At 63.8% G+C, this 15,731-nt stretch carries 19 protein-coding genes; 7 read left to right on the forward strand and 12 right to left on the reverse strand.

Annotation, left to right across the window (positions count from 1 at the left end; translation table 11 throughout):
• Together APH30_RS03755 and ribBA are read right to left on the reverse strand one after the other, a co-directional pair.
• Nucleotides 1–710, reverse strand: a 710-nt coding sequence (locus APH30_RS03755; protein WP_054911716.1) for an ABC transporter substrate-binding protein, incomplete at its 3' end; no start/stop codon positions are given.
• Between the two features lie 353 nt (nt 711–1,063).
• Nucleotides 1,064–2,185 (reverse strand): bifunctional 3,4-dihydroxy-2-butanone-4-phosphate synthase/GTP cyclohydrolase II, encoded by a 1,122-nt coding sequence (gene ribBA / locus APH30_RS03760; protein WP_029887298.1) that lies wholly within the window; start codon nt 2,183–2,185, stop codon nt 1,064–1,066.
• A 76-nt stretch (nt 2,186–2,261) separates the two neighbouring features.
• Between ribBA and APH30_RS03765 the strand changes: the two genes are divergently transcribed.
• Nucleotides 2,262–2,555 carry a DUF1330 domain-containing protein gene (locus APH30_RS03765; protein WP_029887297.1) on the forward strand — a complete coding sequence of 98 codons (294 nt, stop codon included), beginning with the start codon at nt 2,262–2,264 and terminating at the stop codon, nt 2,553–2,555.
• A 64-nt stretch (nt 2,556–2,619) separates the two neighbouring features.
• Here the strand turns inward: APH30_RS03765 and APH30_RS03770 are convergent, their stop codons facing one another.
• On the reverse strand, nt 2,620–3,855 hold the full coding sequence (locus APH30_RS03770; RefSeq protein WP_177333706.1) for a hypothetical protein: 1,236 nt from the start codon (nt 3,853–3,855) through the stop codon (nt 2,620–2,622).
• A 321-nt stretch (nt 3,856–4,176) separates the two neighbouring features.
• Complete coding sequence (locus APH30_RS03775) at nt 4,177–5,196, reverse strand: alpha/beta hydrolase (RefSeq protein WP_054911718.1); 1,020 nt, start codon at nt 5,194–5,196, stop codon at nt 4,177–4,179.
• Nucleotides 5,197–5,342: 146 nt separating this feature from the next.
• On the opposite strand from APH30_RS03775, the gene APH30_RS03780 reads away from it, so the two are divergent.
• The 6 genes from APH30_RS03780 to APH30_RS03805 all read left to right on the forward strand — a co-directional run bounded on the left by APH30_RS03780 (nt 5,343) and on the right by APH30_RS03805 (nt 9,413).
• A complete protein-coding gene (locus APH30_RS03780) occupies nt 5,343–6,227 on the forward strand; it encodes a LysR family transcriptional regulator (protein WP_047149663.1) in 885 nt (294 codons plus the stop codon).
• Between the two features lie 66 nt (nt 6,228–6,293).
• Nucleotides 6,294–6,695 carry a hypothetical protein gene (locus tag APH30_RS03785; protein ID WP_033691107.1) on the forward strand — a complete coding sequence of 134 codons (402 nt, stop codon included), beginning with the start codon at nt 6,294–6,296 and terminating at the stop codon, nt 6,693–6,695.
• Nucleotides 6,696–6,787: 92 nt separating this feature from the next.
• Entirely contained in the window at nt 6,788–7,009 is a 222-nt protein-coding gene (locus APH30_RS03790) for an MbtH family protein (RefSeq protein ID WP_009686443.1), read from the forward strand.
• Nucleotides 7,006–7,725 (forward strand): thioesterase II family protein, encoded by a 720-nt coding sequence (locus tag APH30_RS03795; protein ID WP_054911719.1) that lies wholly within the window; start codon nt 7,006–7,008, stop codon nt 7,723–7,725. The genes APH30_RS03790 and APH30_RS03795 overlap by 4 nt, the downstream gene beginning before the upstream one ends.
• A gap of 57 nt (nt 7,726–7,782) precedes the next feature.
• Nucleotides 7,783–8,334: a hydrolase gene (locus APH30_RS03800; protein ID WP_054911720.1), complete on the forward strand. Its 552-nt coding sequence runs from the start codon at nt 7,783–7,785 to the stop codon at nt 8,332–8,334.
• Between the two features lie 23 nt (nt 8,335–8,357).
• Nucleotides 8,358–9,413, forward strand: coding sequence for a DUF1615 domain-containing protein (locus tag APH30_RS03805; RefSeq protein WP_305728791.1), 1,056 nt, complete (start codon nt 8,358–8,360; stop codon nt 9,411–9,413).
• Between the two features lie 100 nt (nt 9,414–9,513).
• On the opposite strand, the gene APH30_RS03810 is transcribed toward APH30_RS03805, so the two are convergent.
• The 8 genes from APH30_RS03810 to APH30_RS03845 are packed head-to-tail and all read right to left on the reverse strand — an operon-like array spanning nt 9,514 to nt 15,553.
• Nucleotides 9,514–10,377, reverse strand: a complete 864-nt coding sequence (locus tag APH30_RS03810; RefSeq protein ID WP_054911721.1) for a metal ABC transporter solute-binding protein, Zn/Mn family — start codon at nt 10,375–10,377, stop codon at nt 9,514–9,516.
• A complete protein-coding gene (locus APH30_RS03815) occupies nt 10,374–11,273 on the reverse strand; it encodes a metal ABC transporter permease (protein WP_054911722.1) in 900 nt (299 codons plus the stop codon). The genes APH30_RS03810 and APH30_RS03815 overlap by 4 nt, the downstream gene beginning before the upstream one ends.
• Entirely contained in the window at nt 11,273–12,019 is a 747-nt protein-coding gene (locus APH30_RS03820; RefSeq protein WP_054905050.1) for a metal ABC transporter ATP-binding protein, read from the reverse strand. The genes APH30_RS03815 and APH30_RS03820 overlap by 1 nt, the downstream gene beginning before the upstream one ends.
• Nucleotides 12,016–12,924 carry a metal ABC transporter substrate-binding protein gene (locus APH30_RS03825; RefSeq protein WP_054911723.1) on the reverse strand — a complete coding sequence of 303 codons (909 nt, stop codon included), beginning with the start codon at nt 12,922–12,924 and terminating at the stop codon, nt 12,016–12,018. Before APH30_RS03825 ends, APH30_RS03820 begins: the two co-directional genes overlap by 4 nt.
• Nucleotides 12,925–12,940: 16 nt before the next feature.
• The gene (locus APH30_RS03830; protein ID WP_054911724.1) at nt 12,941–13,510 is read right to left on the reverse strand and encodes a DUF6162 family protein; all 570 of its coding nucleotides are present in this window, start codon (nt 13,508–13,510) and stop codon (nt 12,941–12,943) included.
• Nucleotides 13,507–13,827, reverse strand: a complete 321-nt coding sequence (locus tag APH30_RS03835; protein WP_054911725.1) for a hypothetical protein — start codon at nt 13,825–13,827, stop codon at nt 13,507–13,509. Before APH30_RS03835 ends, APH30_RS03830 begins: the two co-directional genes overlap by 4 nt.
• Entirely contained in the window at nt 13,824–14,363 is a 540-nt protein-coding gene (locus tag APH30_RS03840) for a hypothetical protein (protein WP_054911726.1), read from the reverse strand. The genes APH30_RS03835 and APH30_RS03840 overlap by 4 nt, the downstream gene beginning before the upstream one ends.
• Nucleotides 14,360–15,553, reverse strand: coding sequence for a PepSY domain-containing protein (locus tag APH30_RS03845; RefSeq protein WP_054911727.1), 1,194 nt, complete (start codon nt 15,551–15,553; stop codon nt 14,360–14,362). Before APH30_RS03845 ends, APH30_RS03840 begins: the two co-directional genes overlap by 4 nt.
• Between the last annotated feature and the right edge of the window lie 178 nt (nt 15,554–15,731).

Raw genomic sequence — 15,731 nt, forward strand, 5'->3', positions numbered from 1 at the left:
TCTTGCTGCAGGGCGTAGACGCGGCCGTTCCAGAACTGGCCCAGCGCAGCTTCACCAGAGGCCAGCAATTGCTGCGACTGAGCGCCACCGCCCCACCAGACGATGTCTTTCTTGATGGTGTCGAGCTTCTTGAAGGCGCGGTCCAGGTCCAGCGGGTAGAGCTTGTCGGGGGCTACACCGTCGGCCAGCAGGGCCAGTTCCAGCACGCCTGGGCTGGGCCATTTGTACAAGGCGCGTTTGCCAGGGTAGGTCTTGGTGTCGAACAGCGCGGCCCAGTCGACTGGCTTGTTGGCACCGAGCTTGCCTTCGTTGTAACCGAGCACGAAGGAGAAGAAGAACGAGCCGACACCGTGGTCGGACACAAAGCGTGGGTCGATCTTGTCGCGCTTGATCTGGGTGAAATCGAGGGGTTCGAGCAAGCCTTCGCTGGCGGCGCGCAGGGCAAAGTCGGCTTCCACGTCGACCACGTCCCATTGCACGTTACCGCTCTCGACCATGGCCTTGAGCTTGCCATAGTCGGTCGGGCCGTCCTGGACTACCTTGATGTCGGTCGCTTTGGTGAAGGGAACGGCCCACGCTTCTTTCTGGGCGTCCTGGGTGGTCCCGCCCCAGCTGACGAAGTTGAGGCTGTCGGCGGCTTGGGCGGCCTGACATGCCAGGGTCAGCAGGCTGGCAGACAGCACTGCGGTTACACGTTTGCTCAACAGCATGGTTACGCCCTCGTTGCTTTTGTTATTCGAGGCTGGGCTTGTGGTGCGCCCGCCAATAGTGTTCGGGGAGCAGCTAAAACAAAGTGTCGATGGCCATCTGGCGTTGTGGATGCCGGCCAGCAGATTTAAGGTCTACGGGATATCATATTATGGTATTCCAAACTTTTGGCAAGAGGTATGAGGCGACCGGCCATCACTCTGTCCTCTGCATGCTTGCGCGAACCCCTGTAGGAGCGGCCTCGTGTCGCGAAAGGGCCGCAAAGCGGCCCCAACAATTCATGTGTCGCCGCTGAAAACCCGGGGCCGCTATGCGGCCCTTTCGCGACGCAAGGCCGCGCCTACAAGGCACTGCGTCAGCCCACCAGGCCTGGCTCAAAGGGAATGCTCTGCACCACCTCCAGCTCATAACCCGCCAGCCCCGCATATTTCAGCGGCGGCCCCAGGTGGCGCAGCTTGCCCACCCCCAGGTCCTGCAGAATCTGTGCTCCGGTGCCCACTTCCGAGTACACCTTGGACTGCCCGCGCTGGTAAGGCCGCACCGGTTGGGTCAGCTGTGGTACCCGCTCCAGCAATGCCTGCGAGGATTCATGGTTGGCCAGGACCACCACCACGCCGCTGCCTTCCTCGGCCACCTTCTGCAGTGCCGCCCACAGGGTCCAGTTGGCGGGGCCGGCGTACTCGGCACCAACCAGGTCGCGCAGGGGGTCGATCACATGCACCCTGACCAGGGTTGGCTGCTCGCGGCGGATGTCGCCCATTACCATGGCCATGTGCACGCCACCTTCGATGCGGTCTTCATAGGTAACCAGGCGGAAGGTGCCATGCACGGTCGGCAGTTCACGTTCGCCGATGCGCTTGATGGTCTGCTCGGTGCTCAGGCGGTAGTGGATCAGGTCGGCGATGGTGCCGATCTTGATGCCATGCCGTGCAGCGAACACCTCAAGGTCCGGGCGACGCGCCATGGTGCCGTCGTCGTTGAGCACTTCGACGATCACCGAGGCCGGGCTGAAGCCGGCCAGGCGCGCAAGGTCGCAACCCGCTTCGGTATGGCCGGCGCGGGTCAGTACGCCGCCTTCGCGGGCACGCAGGGGGAATATATGGCCGGGTTGGACCAGGTCTTCGGGGCGGGCCGTGGGGGCCATGGCGGCGGCCACGGTACGTGCCCGGTCGGCGGCAGAGATGCCCGTAGTGACGCCCGTGGCAGCTTCGATCGACACGGTGAACGCGGTGCTGAACACACTGCCGTTGGCCGGTACCATCTGCTCCAGCCCCAGGCGTTGGCAGTGATCGTCGGTCAGGGTCAGGCAGATCAGGCCCCGCGCTTCGCGGGCCATGAAGTTGATGGCCTGGGCGTCGCAACGCTCGGCGGCGATCAGCAGGTCGCCTTCGTTTTCGCGATCCTCGTCATCCACCAGCAGGACCATCTTGCCTTGCCGGTAGTCCTCGAGAAGTTCCTCGATGGTGTTGAAAGCCATGTTGCACGCTCGCTGTGGTGGTGTCATTTTATGGTATACCATCATACACAAATATCGACGAATCAGGAGAAACCGCATGAAGGCCTATTGGATCGCCCATGTGGACGTGACCGACCCGGAGCAGTACCAGCAATACACCCAACGCGCCCCGGCTGCCTTCCAGGCGTTCGGTGGCCGCTTTCTGGCCCGTGGCGGGCGCAGCGAGGCGCTGGAAGGGCGGCCCACACCTCAGCGTAGCGTGGTGATCGAATTCGATTCCTACGCGCAGGCGGTGGCGTGTTACCGGTCTGAGCTGTACCAGGAGGCGTGCAGCCATCGCCAAGGGGTAGCGAAGGCCGAGGTGATCATCGTTGAAGGGGTGGGGCCGTGAGTGTTGGTTGATGCCCCTGACGCCGGCGAGCCGGCGATAGGGCCACTACTGGCAAAACAGAAACTCAAGGCGCTTGCGTAACGTGCACGTTGTCGATGACCATGCGCGGGTTTTCGCCGTCTTCAACCATGTGAAGGTGCAGGATTTCAGGGCCGTTCACCGTTAGCTCATCGGACCCATAATGCATACCTTCACGGTCACTGAGCCGTTTGTGGTTGTCCGTAAAGGTGAGATCTCTGGTACATAGATCACTGCACCCCCAGTCGTAACTTACGCGGCGGGTACCTGTGCCAGGCAGCAGAATTTCGGTTGAACCGTCGAACGTAAGATGTTTTGCCTTTATGGCGCTTCCATCGCCGCTGTGCGAATCGTCGCTGATCCCACCCGTGCCATGTAGTTTGAATGTCGTCTGGTCAACCTTGAATTCCTTGCGGTCACCGACCTGCTCGGACTCGAAATCGACCTCCGAAGTCACGATGGGGCGACCTACCGCTTGGTCTTGCTCATCGTAGGTTAGCTGCATAACCTGATCCTTCGCCGTGGGCAGCTTGATTCGGATTACAGGCACCGCCTGGCCATACGCTGCGTGATACCGGAACTGGTCGAACTGCGCCAGCAAGCCAGCCTGCGTCTGACCCTCGACATAGAAAAATGCAACAACAGGCAAGTTGGCGCCCACGCCGACTTGCCAGGCTGGAAGCAAAATCTCGTTGTAGCCCATCCACGCATCGGCGCTCAAACCTGCCCTGACTTTTATCGGCATCTCGAACCACCGGGCCCTCATGTTCGCGGGTGCTTCGCGAAGGTCCCACCCGCAGACTCTTGATTTTCTGATGTCATCTTCGCTGTACGTTGCCAACCACGCTTCGGCATCCTTCACGCCGACCTTCTGGCACGCATCCGTGGTGCTCTCAAACCCATCATGCGGGCCGCACCCCTGCGCGGTTTCGCGGTTGTCCGTGCCACCATCGATGGGGAAGGTGCACAGTACTTCGAGCTCGCGCAGCTTGCCGTGCGGGATGGCCTGCAGCGGCGGGAACAAGAAACCATTGAAGCGTTCCGCCGCCCTGCCGAAGTTCGTATCGCGGCGCACCCAGGAAAACGCTATGGCGCCTTTATCCAAGTGCTTGCGGCTCGGGTCCCAAGGTAGCGATTCTGGGCTGAAACCGGTGGCACGCATTTCAAAACCGCTGCACAGGTAGCTGGGTTTGTCAGGCCCACCGCAGTCTTCGGTGACCGAGTCGTACCAGACTTTCAGTTGCGTAACCGCCTGTTCACCCCGCTTGTTCAATTCGATCAACTGCTGTGACTTGGCTGTTGCGCTTGTGAGTGCCTGAGTCTGCGCGGGCGGACGGGCAGGCAGCACAGAGGACGTGTGCGACACGCAACCGATCGAACTTGCCAGGGTTAGAAGCGACAGGGCTATTCGTGTCCACATTGGCGAGCACCTTTTTCTGAGTGGAGTAGCACAGCCGCACGCATAGCTATCGTGGGCTTTGGTGCAATTTGCGCACAGGAAAAAAGTGGCGGCTACTGGCAGTTTTATCAGCATTCGGGCCAAGCCCAGGTGACCGAGCGCCAACATCTCGATTGGGCCTGGGCAGGTCTTCCGGTCATGGGCTCAGTTCAGGTGCGCTTTGAGTTCGGCGCCAGCCTGGCGCATTGCCGCCTTGACCGCCGGTACCTGGCTCAGCGGGTTGAGCAGCCCATAGTCATGGATCATGCCGTTGTAGCGCACCGAGGTCACCGGCACGCCGGCGGCATTCAGCTTGCGGGCATAGGCCTCACCTTCATCACGCAGCACATCGAACTCGGCTGTTTGCACCAGTGCTGGCGGCAAGCCTTGCAACTGTTCGGTGGTGGCCCGCAGCGGCGCGGCGTAGATCTGTTCCCGCGCCTTGGCATCCGTGGTGTAGTTGTCCCAGAACCACTTCATCATGCCGGTGGTCAGGAAGTGCCCTTCGGCAAAGTGTTTGTACGAAGCGGTTTCGAAGCTGGCGTCCGTCACCGGCCACAGCAACAGCTGGAAGCGCAGGGCCGGGGTGCCGGCCTCTTTGGCCTTCAGCGCCACGACCGCCGCCATGTTGCCACCGACGCTGTTGCCAGCCACGCCCAGGCGCTTGCCATCCACGCCGATCTGCTGGCCGTGCTCGGCCACCCAGCGGGTCGCGGCATAGGCTTGGTTGATCGCGGTTGGGTAGTGCGCCTCCGGCGACGGGGTGTAGTCGACATACACCGCCACTGCCCCAGAGCCAACCACCAGGTCACGGATCAACCGCTGGTGGGTCGGGAAGTCACCGAGCACCCAGCCGCCGCCGTGGAAGAACATGAATACCGGCAACGCCCCTTTGACATTGGCCGGGCGAACCACCTGCAGCTTGATCGACTGGCCGTCGGCCTCGATGGTGCGTTCCTTCACCTCGATCCCGGAGAGGTCAACCTTGACCGAGGCCTGGGCACCGGTCAGCACCGCGCGGGCATCTTTCGGGCTGAGTTGCTCCAGTGGCTTGCCGCCGCCTTGCTCCAGGGCTTCGAGGAAGGCCTGGGTGCGTTGCTCCACGCCGGGGCTCCCCGCTGCGAACGCGCTGGAAACGGACAGCGCCAGAAGCGAGGCGGTGAGTGTTTTGTGGACAATGTTCATGGGCGAATCCTTTTCTGTGCAAGTGTCGGGGGTGGGCGTCTTGCCTGGCCTGCTGGGCCATCGCTGCGACCTGTGCGTAGATTAGGCAGGTGCGCTCGTGGGAAAAAGCCGCTATAAAGCGTTTTACTGTCACCAAGAGCGAGACAATGAACCCCTACGAAGACATGCGAATCTTTGCCCAGGTGATGGAGGCCGGCAGTTTCACCGCCGCCGCCGACCGCCTGGGGATGTCCAAGCAATCGGTGAGCCGGCGCCTGATGCAACTCGAAGCGCGCCTGGGCGTGCGCCTGCTCAACCGCTCCACCCGGCGCCTGGACGCCACGCCGCTGGGCCAGCAGTACTACCAGTCGGCCATGCGCCTGCTCGGTGAAGTGCAGCAGGTGGAGCACGACATCAGCGGCCAGGCCCAGGCCTTGCGCGGCACCTTGCGCCTGAGCGCGCCATTGTCGTTCGCCATGGCGCACCTGGGCTGTTTGCTGACCGAGTTTCTGCAGTTGCATGCGCAGGTGGATGTGGAGGTGGACCTCAGTGACCGGGCGGTGGACCTGATCGGCGAAGGCTATGACCTGGCGTTGCGGATTGGCGCGCTGGAGGACTCCAGCCTGATCGCCCGGCGCATCGCCGATGTGCAGCGGGTGTACTGCGCGAGCCCGGCCTACCTGGCGGCGCGCGGTGTGCCGGCCAGGCCGGAGGACCTGGCCGGGCATGACTGCCTGCCGTATGGGCATTCGCGGCAGGTGCAGTGGCAGTTTCGGCAGGCTGGCAAGGCCCAGGCGATTCAGGTGGCCGGGCGCATGCGCGCGAACAATGGTGAAATCCTAAGGGACGCGGCGATTGCCGGCATGGGGGTGACTTACCTGCCGACCTTCATCGTAGGGCAAGCGCTGGCCGATGGGCGCCTGGTCACGGTGCTGGATGACTGGCGGCCGCCGGCATTGCAGCTGTCGGCGGTGTACCCGCAGCACCGGCAGGTGGCGCGGCCGGTGCAGGGGTTCGTGAACTTCCTGCGCGAGCGCTTGCTGCAGTTGTAAAGCCAGGGCGCGGGCGATTAAAGACCGCTTCTACAAGCACCCGCAAAAACTGGCTATGCTTGGCCCATGACCAGCTCTCCACCGTTGCGCCAGCCTTGCCCCCCTGGCGCCTGCATTTGTGGCCGCGAACAACTGGCCGACCACCCGCAGACCGCCCAGCGCATCCTCCTGCTGACCCGCCAGGAAGAAAAGCGCCTGCTCGAGCGCCTGGAAAACCTGAAAGACCTTGAAGACCTGCAGCGCCTGCAACAACGCCTGTTCGACAATCTCGGCATTCGCGTGCACATCGCCCCGGGCTTCAATGAAGTGCGGACCATGCGCGGCATCGTCATCGAACTGGATAACCAGCCCGGGCTGTGCCGCAAGACCCGGCAGGCGATCCCGGCGGCGATCCGCCGCGGGCTGGAACGCAATCCCGAGGTTGCGTTCCGCCTGCTCGATACCCACGACCTGCTGCGCGATGCATGAGATGAAGTTAATTTTCCGTCGGCTTGCTACGTCTACTTGAAAGCCTCCTGCGCCAAGCGCGCAGCGGTACTCATCATTCAAGGAGACAGGCAATGACTTCTGTATTCGACCGCGAAGATATCCAGTTCCAGGTAGTGGTCAACCACGAAGAGCAATACTCGATCTGGCCCGACTACAAAGCCATCCCCAACGGCTGGCGTGCAGTGGGCAAAAGCGGCCTGAAAAAGGAATGCCTGGCGTACATCGACGAGGTGTGGACCGACATGCGCCCCCTCAGCCTGCGCCAGAAAATGGCCGAAGCCGCCCCCCAGTGACCGCACTGAACCTGCTGTGCCTGCCTTACTCGGGCGCCAGCGCCATGGTCTACAGCCGCTGGCGGCGCAAGCTGCCGTCGTGGGTGCAGGTACGCCCGGTGGAGCTGCCCGGGCGCGGCGCACGCATGGCCGAGCCGCTGCACACCGACATGCAGGCGCTGGCCCGGCAACTGGCAAGCGAGCAGCGCCTGGCCGCCAATGCACCCTACGCGTTGCTGGGCCACAGCCTGGGTGCCTTGCTGGCCTTCGAGCTGGCGCATGAGCTGCAAGCGCTGGGCTGCCCGGCGCCGCTGGCGTTGTTTGCCTGCGGCACGGCGGCCCCGACCCGGCGCGAAGATTACGATGGCAGGCACTGGCGCGAGCCAAAAACCGACGCCGAGCTGATCAGCGAGCTGCGTGAGCTGCAAGGTACGCCCGAGGAAGTGCTGGCCAATGCCGAGTTGATGAGCCTGACCTTGCCGACCCTGCGCGCCGATTTCCTGCTGTGCGGCACCTACGCCTACCGTCAGCGGCCGGCCCTGAGCTGCCCGCTGCATGTGCTGGCCGGCACTGATGACCGGGCCAATGACGAGCAACTGCGGGCCTGGGGCAAAGAAACCCACGGCGAGTTTTCGCTGCAGATGTTCCCCGGCGGGCACTTCTTCATCCACGAGCATGAAGACCGTGTACTCGACGCCCTCACTGCCTTGCTGCAACCGTTGCGCCTGTCCGCCTGATTGACGTCACCGCTTGCCTGGGGGAGGCTAGGCCTTTTCCCAGGCAAGGGGCAGAGCATGCTGATCGATCCACACAAGGCCACGCTGCTGGTCGTCGACATCCAGGAAAAGCTCATCGGCGCCATGAGCGACGCCGAAGGCACCCGGGCGCGGGCCCGCTGGCTGCTGGCGGCGACCGCCGAGCTGGAGCTGCCGGTGGTGATTTCCGAACAGTACCCCAAGGGTCTGGGCCACACCCTGGCCGAGTTGCTGGCGGCGGCACCGGCCGCCCAGGTGGTGGAGAAAAGCCATTTTTCCTGCGTTGCCGCCCAATGCTTGCCCGACAGCCTGATGGCCCGTGAACAGGTGATCGTGTGTGGCATGGAAACCCATGTCTGCGTGCTGCAGACCGTGCTCGGCCTGCTGGCGCTGGGCAAGCAGGTGTTCGTGGTCGAAGATGCCTGTGACAGCCGCACGGCGGCCAGCAAGGCGGCGGGCCTGGCGCGCATGCGCGAAGCCGGTGCGCAGGTCGTGACCCGGGAAATGGTGCTGTTCGAGCTGATGGGGAGTGCGGCGCATCCGTTGTTCCGCCATATCAGCAAGACCTACCTGGTCGGTGAACAGCCCTGAACGGCCGGTTATGGGCGGCAGGCATGATGGCCCTTGCACTGCTGCAAGGTTGCGCCGGGCGCCGCGAAGAAGTGCCCGCAGCGGACCCGGCCGAGGTTCTCGCCCAACTGCTGCGGTTGCTGCCCACGCAAGCCCGCGACCGCGAGGGCTGGGCCAAGGACATCCAGGTGGCCTTCGAGGCCCAGCGCATCACCCCCAGCAAGAGCAACCTGTGTGCCGTGTTGGCGGTCACCGAGCAGGAGTCGACCTTCACGGCCGACCCACAGGTGCCCAACCTGGGGCGTATCGCCCGTGAAGAAATCGACCGCCGCGCCGCGCGCCTGCACATTCCCAGGCTGCTGATCGATGGTGCGTTGAAAACGCCGTCTGGCAACGGCCAAAGCTACCAGCAGCGGCTACAGGCAGTGCGCAGCGAGAAACAGTTGAGCGAACTGTACGACGAGGTCATTGCCCGGCTCCCGTTGGGCAGGACCTTGCTTGGCGGGCTGAACCCGGTGCATACCGGCGGGCCGATGCAGGTCAGCATCGACTTTGCCGAACAGCATGCGCAGGGGTACCCCTACAGCCATGACGGCAGCATTCGCCAGGAGGTGTTCACCCGGCGCGGTGGCATGTACTTCGGTATCGCCCACTTGTTGGGTTACCCAGCCAGCTACGAACGCCCGCTCTACCGCTTCGCCGATTTCAATGCGGGCTGGTACGCCAGCCGCAATGCGGCGTTTCAAGCGGCGCTGAGCAAGGTCACGGGTGTACGCCTGGCGCTGGACGGCGACCTGATCGCACCGGGTTCGATCATGCCGGGCGCGACCGAAACGGCGGCGCGCAAAGTGGGCGGGAAGCTGGGGCTGCGCAACCCGCAGATTCGCCGCCAACTGGAGGACGGCGACAGCCTGGCGTTCGAGGACAGCAAGCTGTACGCCGGGGTATTTGCCCTGGCCGACGCGGCCGCTGGCAAGCCGCTCCCGCGAGCGGTGCTGCCGGGGATCGAACTGAAGAGCCCGAAGATTACCCGCAAGCTGACCACGGCGTGGTTTGCAGGGCGGGTGGACGAGCGTTACCAACGGTGCATGAAGCGCTAGCGCCCAGGTGCACTGTCAATGTCGCCACTGCCGAGGCAGGCGCGGCCTTGCAGCGCGAAAGGGCCGCATAGCGGCCCCAGGATTTGCGCCGGACTGTTGATCAGCTTTCGCCAAGTGCCCCGACGACTTGTTCGACACTGGCCTTCAACCCGGCAAACGCATCATCCGGGTCGCTGTCCACCACCACCAGTTTCGCGCCGGCCGCCTGGATCGCTGCGGCCAACGCCGGCTCCGGTTGGCGATGGTCCAGCACCAACGCCACATCCTGTGCCTTCAGGTTGGCCTCCAGCGCCTTCAGTGCGGCAGCATCCCACGCCGTTGGCAGCGGCTGCTGCACCACATCCAGGTTCAGGCCGCTGGCCAGGTAACCCAACCGCGGCGACAGGCTGACCACTGTGAGGTTGTCGACCTTGGCCAACTGCGTCTGGCTGCTGGCGGCAAGTTCCAACAGCTGGCGCTTGAGCGCGGCCAGGTTGCCCTGGATTTTCGTTTTTTCGCTCGGCGCCAGGCGTTCCAGGTCGTTGGCCACGACGTCGGCCATGCGCCCCAGATTGGTCGGGTTCAGCCACGGGTAGGCGTTGTAGGCATCGTCGCCACTCACCGCAATACCTGGCAAGGCGCCGTCCACCGGTCGTGCGGCATCGATCTCGACAATGCGGATATTGCTGCGCCGGGCCATCGGGTACAACGGGTCGTCGCGCCAGATCGAACGTACGCCGATCACCGCATCGGCCTGTTGCGCAGCCTTGTCCAGGCTGGCGCCACCACGGCCGCTGAAGTACGACGGCTGGCGACTGGCCGGCAGGTTGGCCGGGGCTACGCGCTTGAGTTGTACGCCGGTCCCCTCGAGCAGGGCGCTGGCCAGGCTGTGGGTGATCGGCAAGGTGGTCAGCACCTGCGTGGCGAAAGACAGCGACGGCAGGCTGGCCAGGGCCAGTGCCAGGGTCAGGTGTTTCAGGTTCATGCCGGGTTTCCTTGCAAGCGGGGAACGAGGGCGCGGGCGAGCGCAGCGAGGGCGAAGCAGAGACCGGCAACCAGGATGATCGCGGCACCCGACGGCACCGGCAGGTCGAACACGATCGGTAGCAGGATGCCGAACAACGTGCTGATGGTGGCGATGAGCACCGAGAGGAAGAAAAACCCCTTCAGTGACTGGCTGACCAGGCGCGCGGCGGCAGCCGGGATCACCAGCAACGCACCGACCAGAATGGCCCCGATCACCTTCACTGCAGCCACGGTGACCAGGGTCACCAGCACCACGAAAAGGTAGTCCAGTGTTTTCACCGCCACGCCGCGTACAGCAGCCAACTGCGGGTTGAAGCTGGCCAGCATGATGCGGTTGTACAGCGGCAGTGCCAAGGCCAGCACCAGTATGGCGACGATGCCCAGTACCACCAGGTCCTGCCCGCTCACGGTCAGCACCGAACCGAACAGCACGTTCTCGAGGATGTGCACATTGATCTTGCCCGCCAGCATCAGCAGCAGGCTGGCGCCCAGCGCCAGCGACACCGAGAGGAATACGCCAATCAGTGTGTCCGGTGACAACCCGGTGCGGTTACGCAGGAAGTTCAGCAGGATGCCGAACAGCAGGCAGTAACCGAACAGGCTGCCATAAGGCCCGGTATAGGGCTCGCCCAGCAGGATGCCGATAGCCACGCCGGTCAGTGCGGCATGGCCGACCGCTTCGGAAAAGAACGCAAAGCGCTTGACCACCACCAGGGTGCCCAGGCCACCCAGCACCGGGCCAATCATCAGGCCGGCGAGCAAGGCATTGACCACGAAGCCATAGGCCAGCGCCTCGGGCAGGTAGCCGGCAGTGGCCCAGTCCTGGACCGTTTGGCGAAAGGTTTCGAAACTCATCAGGCAATGCTCTCGCTACGCGGGTGGACGGAAAACAGGCCCAGCAGGCGCTCCGGCGTCAGGGCCTGGGCTGGCGGGGCGTCGAACAGTACCTGGCGGCTCAGCCCGGTAACCCGGTCGGCCAGGCGCAGCACCGCTTCCAGGTCGTGTTCGATCCACAACACAGTGGTCCCCGCCTGGCGCCAGGCCAGCAGCAGTTGTTCGAACACCTGAATGCCGGCTTCATCGAGCGCCGACATCGGCTCGTCCAGCACCAGCAGTTGTGGTTCGGGGATGAGCCCCTGGGCCAGCAGCACCCGCTGGCGCTCACCGCCCGACAAGGCCCCCATGCGCCGCTTGCGCTTTTCCAGCATGCCAACCCGCGCCAACGCAGCATCGATGGCAGGCTGCACCCTGCGTGACAACCCCAGGAAGGCCGGGCGCCGCTGGCACATGGCGGCCATGAAATCATCCACGGTCATTGGCAGCCCGCGGTCGAACTCCAGGGCCTGCGGGACGTAGCCGATCACCTCGCCTTGCCCTGGCCAGTGCAGGGTCAGTTCACCGTGGTGGGGCATTTGCCCGAGCAGGGTCTTGATCAGCGAACTCTTGCCGCCGCCGTTGGGGCCGACGATGGCGTGCACGCTGCCCGGGGCGACGGTGAAGCTGACCTGTTCGAGGATACGGGTGCGGCCCAGGGTCAGGTCGATATCGGCAAAGGTGATGCGCGGCCCGCAGGCGGTTGCCAGGTTGGCAGCGGCGGTCATGCGCGGTTCTCCTGAATGGCGCGGACCACGGTGTCGAGGTTGCGCTTCATTTCCACTTCGTACTTGTCCTTGGTGTATTCGCCATAGGAAATGTGGGTAAGGGGGTAAAGGCGCACACCAGACTCACGCTGGATGGTTTCGACATAGGCTGAGGGGAAGTCCATTTCCGAGAAGATCACCCTCACGTCCAGTGCCTTGAGCTGGTCGATGGTCTTCTTCAGCTGCGCCGGGCTTGGCTCGATACCATGAGCGGGTTCGACCACAGCGGTCACTTCCAGGCCGAAGTCGCGGACCAGGTAGTCGTAGGCAGCGTGGATGGTGGCCACGCGGAAGGTAGCGCTGGGGGCCTCGGTGACCTTGGCCAGTGCCTGGGCACGCAAGCCACGCAGGCGTTTGGCGTAGGCCCGGGCGTTCTGCGTGTAGAACCGGGCATTGTCCGGGTCGAGCCTGCCCAGCTCGCGGGCAATGTTGTTGACCTGGGCAATGGTCGTGCTGATCGACAGGAAAGTGTGCGGGTTGACCACCTTGCCGGCACCGCGTGCGGCAATGCCGGTAGCTGCCAGCAGCGGTACGTTCTGGTTGGCCTCGATCGTGGCGATATCAGGTTTTTCACTGGCAGCGATCATGCGGTCGGCAAAGTCGTCATGGCCAACGCCATTGAGCACCACCACGTCCAGGGTGCCGATGCGCTTGATGTCTTCGGCCCGGGGCTCGTAGGCGTGCGGGTTGAAGCCCGCCGGAATCAGCGGCACCACCTCGGCCTTGTCGCCAACGATGTTGCTCACGTAGCTGTAGTAGGGGTGCAAGGTGATGCCGATACGCAGCGGCTTGCCGTTATCGGCCAGGGCCATTGCCGGCAGGGCCAGGGCCAGGGCCAGGAGCAGGGCGAGGGCGGAGCGAAACATGGGCGAGTCCTTCGGTTCAGTGGCGGTGTTCGCGGGTAACCCCGGCGTCGTAGTGGCTGACCACCTGTTGCCAGCCAGCGGCGATCAGTGCCCCCTGGCCGAGGTCATCCGGGATGGTTGCGGCGCTGTCGCGGCGCAACCAGATATCGGCCTGGCCGGTGCTGTCGGGTGGCAGGATCAGCAGCAGGCTGCCGGCAATTTCGGGTGCCTGGCTGCGGCCCAGGTAGGCGCCAGCCTCCAGCCAGGTCCATTGGTGGCTGCCCCGGCTCTGGCTGCCGGCGTCGACCACGAATGGTGGCAGGCCTTCATCGGCCAGGGCCTGTACCCCCGGTGCAGCGGCGTTTTCTTCACGCAGCAACTGGATCTCGTCGAATGCCACCCGCAGGTCGGTGTAGAGGCCTTGCTCGGCCGCAGTGAGGTCGCGGCGGGCGTCGATCTGGTGGCTGGCGATGGCCTGTTCGTCCTCGCGCTCGCCGCGCAGCCACACCACGCCAGCCGCCAACGCCACTATCAGCAAGCTGGCCAACAGCACGTACAGGGTTTCGTGCCCGGCCCCGGCCGGGCGAATCACGTGAGCGCGGCTCATGGCTGGGCGATGTCGGCGTAGTCGACTTCCACCACGTGCCCGGGGCCGGCGTCGAACAGTACGTAGAATTCGCCGTCTGGGCGCTTGAAGGTCAGGGTCGAATCGTCGCCAAGCTTGCCGCCGACCAGCACTTGCTCGTCATAGCCGATCACATCCAGGGTTACCCCGGGGGCGCCACTGCCGTCCGAGAAACCACCGGTGCACTTGACTTGGCCGCTGGCCAGTTCTTCGCATTCGCACATGGGGTTGTGCGCCAGTGCCGGGCTTGCGGCCAGTGCCAGCAAGGGCAGGGCGAGGGTGCGCAGCAGGTAGTTCATTTCTTGCCTCCTTTGTTCTCGAGCCAGGCCACGGTGGCTGGCGATGCCTTGGCCAGCGGGACAGACGCCTGGTGCATGCTGCCGTCCCAGCCTTCCACGGTGATCCAGATCTGGGCGTCGGGTTTGGTGCGCGGAGGGACCGGCAGGTTGGTGGCCATGGCGTAGGGCGCGCCGAAGAAAATCGTGCCCGCCGCCCGCAGGCTGCGCGGTTTGCCGATGCGCAGGTAAACGGCCTTCACGTCGTTGAGGCACGCCTTGCACAGCGCTGCCCTGAATACTTTGAAGTCGCCTGCCGGGCCGTCTCTGCGGGGCGCTTCGTCACGCAGTTCCGCCAGGTCCAGGGTGTAGGGGCCGGCCTGGATGCCGGTGATCACATTCGCCCCCAGCCCTGCCTCGCCGCGGAACAGCTTGGCGTCGCTGAAATACTTGGGCATGAAACCCAGGGGGATCAGGATCAGCAGAATGTTCAAGTGGAAGCGCCACTTCAACCACCACTGTTTAAGCGGGCTGACGGGCACGGCCTGGGTGGGGCTCATCGTTGCATCTCCAGCGAGGTCCGGGTGGGCGCAGTGCGGGGGGCGCGTTCGCTGCGCTTCAGCGCAGCAGCGGTGGCTTGTGCGGTACGTTTGGTCCAGATCAGCAAGCCGCTGAACACCATCAGGGTGAGCACCAGGCCGAAGAAGAACCAGATCAGCTTGATCGGCAGGCCGCCGAAGTCACCGGTGTGCAGGGGGCGCATGGACTCGGTGACGAACTCCAGGGCGGAGCGGTCGCCCAGCAGGAACTGGCTGTCCACCTTGCGCGTGTAGGGGTTGACCTCGGCGCTTTGGAACATCAGCGGATACCAACCCCGCCCGCCCATGGAAATATGGCTGTAAGCGGTGGCAGGCAATGCAATGAAGTTGATTTCCAGCCCTGGAATCGCCAGGCCAGCGATGCGTGCCGCTTCATCGAGGTCGATCCGTGGGGCTGGGCTGCCATCGGGGGTCTGGGGCACTTCGTCGCGAGCGATGACCGGCACGATCGGCTCGCTGGAAATGCTGATGTGGTTGTCGAACAGAATTGCCTGGATCAGGAACCAGGTACCGGTGATGGAAATGACCGCGATGAACCAGATCGACCAGACACCGGCCAGGCGGTGCAGGTCGCCCCAGAAGATGCGCGAACCGTGCCCTGTACGTACCGGTTTGAAGAAGCCTTTCCAGAACTTCTTGTACACCACCAGCCCGGTTACCAGTGAAGCGAGCATGGGCAGACCGAGGATCGACACCATGTACCAGCCCCAGCTGAACCCGTTGGTGAAGGGCACCAGCCACCAGCCGTGCAGGGCGCGGGTGAAGGCTTCGAAGTTGAAGTCAGGGGATTTGCCCTGAATCGCACCGGTGTAGGGATTGACGTAAAGGGTCGGGGTGGTGCCGTCCGGGAAGGTCACATTGGCCGTGAGGGCGAAGTGTGAGCCGTCGGGCTGGATGATGGACTGCACGACCATATCCGGCTCTGCTTTGTGCAGGGCGTTCAGCACCTGCTGGAAGCTGAGGCGTTCGGCGTCGGTGTCCGGCTTGCTGGCACGTACATCCGGGTTGGCCAGCCAGACGATTTCCTGGCTGACCACCGCGAGCATGCCCGTGAAGCAGACGATCAATACAAAGAACCAGATCGGCAAGGCAAGCCAGCTGTGCACCAGGAACCACAGCCTGGATTTGGATTTTTTCAAGGGTTTGGCCATCAGACGGTCTTCTGCAATGGGTGGTCGAGCGTGCGCCCAACCAAAGAGGGCTGTACTGATAAGGACGAATGAGAATCGAAATCCTGCCGATTAAAATGAAAGCAAATGTTTCAAGCGATGAAGCCGACCTGCGCAGAGGGCGGCAGGTCGGCCAGGGGGGGCTCATGATGAGGTGAAA

Source organism: Pseudomonas sp. NBRC 111127, from assembly GCF_001320345.1.
Taxonomy (GTDB): domain Bacteria; phylum Pseudomonadota; class Gammaproteobacteria; order Pseudomonadales; family Pseudomonadaceae; genus Aquipseudomonas; species Aquipseudomonas juntendi.

Bases quoted from the DNA above. Each gene is read 5' to 3' on its own strand.
- APH30_RS03830 (WP_054911724.1), bottom strand. From the start codon at position 13,510: ATGAGCCGCGCTCACGTGATTCGCCCGGCCGGGGCCGGGCACGAAACC.
- ribBA (WP_029887298.1), bottom strand. From the start codon at position 2,185: ATGGCTTTCAACACCATCGAGGAACTTCTCGAGGACTACCGGCAAGGC.
- APH30_RS03845 (WP_054911727.1), bottom strand. From the start codon at position 15,553: ATGGCCAAACCCTTGAAAAAATCCAAATCCAGGCTGTGGTTCCTGGTG.
- APH30_RS03800 (WP_054911720.1), top strand. From the start codon at position 7,783: ATGCTGATCGATCCACACAAGGCCACGCTGCTGGTCGTCGACATCCAG.
- APH30_RS03820 (WP_054905050.1), bottom strand. From the start codon at position 12,019: ATGACCGCCGCTGCCAACCTGGCAACCGCCTGCGGGCCGCGCATCACC.
- APH30_RS03780 (WP_047149663.1), top strand. From the start codon at position 5,343: ATGAACCCCTACGAAGACATGCGAATCTTTGCCCAGGTGATGGAGGCC.
- APH30_RS03765 (WP_029887297.1), top strand. From the start codon at position 2,262: ATGAAGGCCTATTGGATCGCCCATGTGGACGTGACCGACCCGGAGCAG.
- APH30_RS03785 (WP_033691107.1), top strand. From the start codon at position 6,294: ATGACCAGCTCTCCACCGTTGCGCCAGCCTTGCCCCCCTGGCGCCTGC.
- APH30_RS03775 (WP_054911718.1), bottom strand. From the start codon at position 5,196: ATGAACATTGTCCACAAAACACTCACCGCCTCGCTTCTGGCGCTGTCC.
- APH30_RS03840 (WP_054911726.1), bottom strand. From the start codon at position 14,363: ATGAGCCCCACCCAGGCCGTGCCCGTCAGCCCGCTTAAACAGTGGTGG.
- APH30_RS03825 (WP_054911723.1), bottom strand. From the start codon at position 12,924: ATGTTTCGCTCCGCCCTCGCCCTGCTCCTGGCCCTGGCCCTGGCCCTG.
- APH30_RS03815 (WP_054911722.1), bottom strand. From the start codon at position 11,273: ATGAGTTTCGAAACCTTTCGCCAAACGGTCCAGGACTGGGCCACTGCC.
- APH30_RS03790 (WP_009686443.1), top strand. From the start codon at position 6,788: ATGACTTCTGTATTCGACCGCGAAGATATCCAGTTCCAGGTAGTGGTC.
- APH30_RS03810 (WP_054911721.1), bottom strand. From the start codon at position 10,377: ATGAACCTGAAACACCTGACCCTGGCACTGGCCCTGGCCAGCCTGCCG.
- APH30_RS03835 (WP_054911725.1), bottom strand. From the start codon at position 13,827: ATGAACTACCTGCTGCGCACCCTCGCCCTGCCCTTGCTGGCACTGGCC.
- APH30_RS03805 (WP_305728791.1), top strand. From the start codon at position 8,358: ATGATGGCCCTTGCACTGCTGCAAGGTTGCGCCGGGCGCCGCGAAGAA.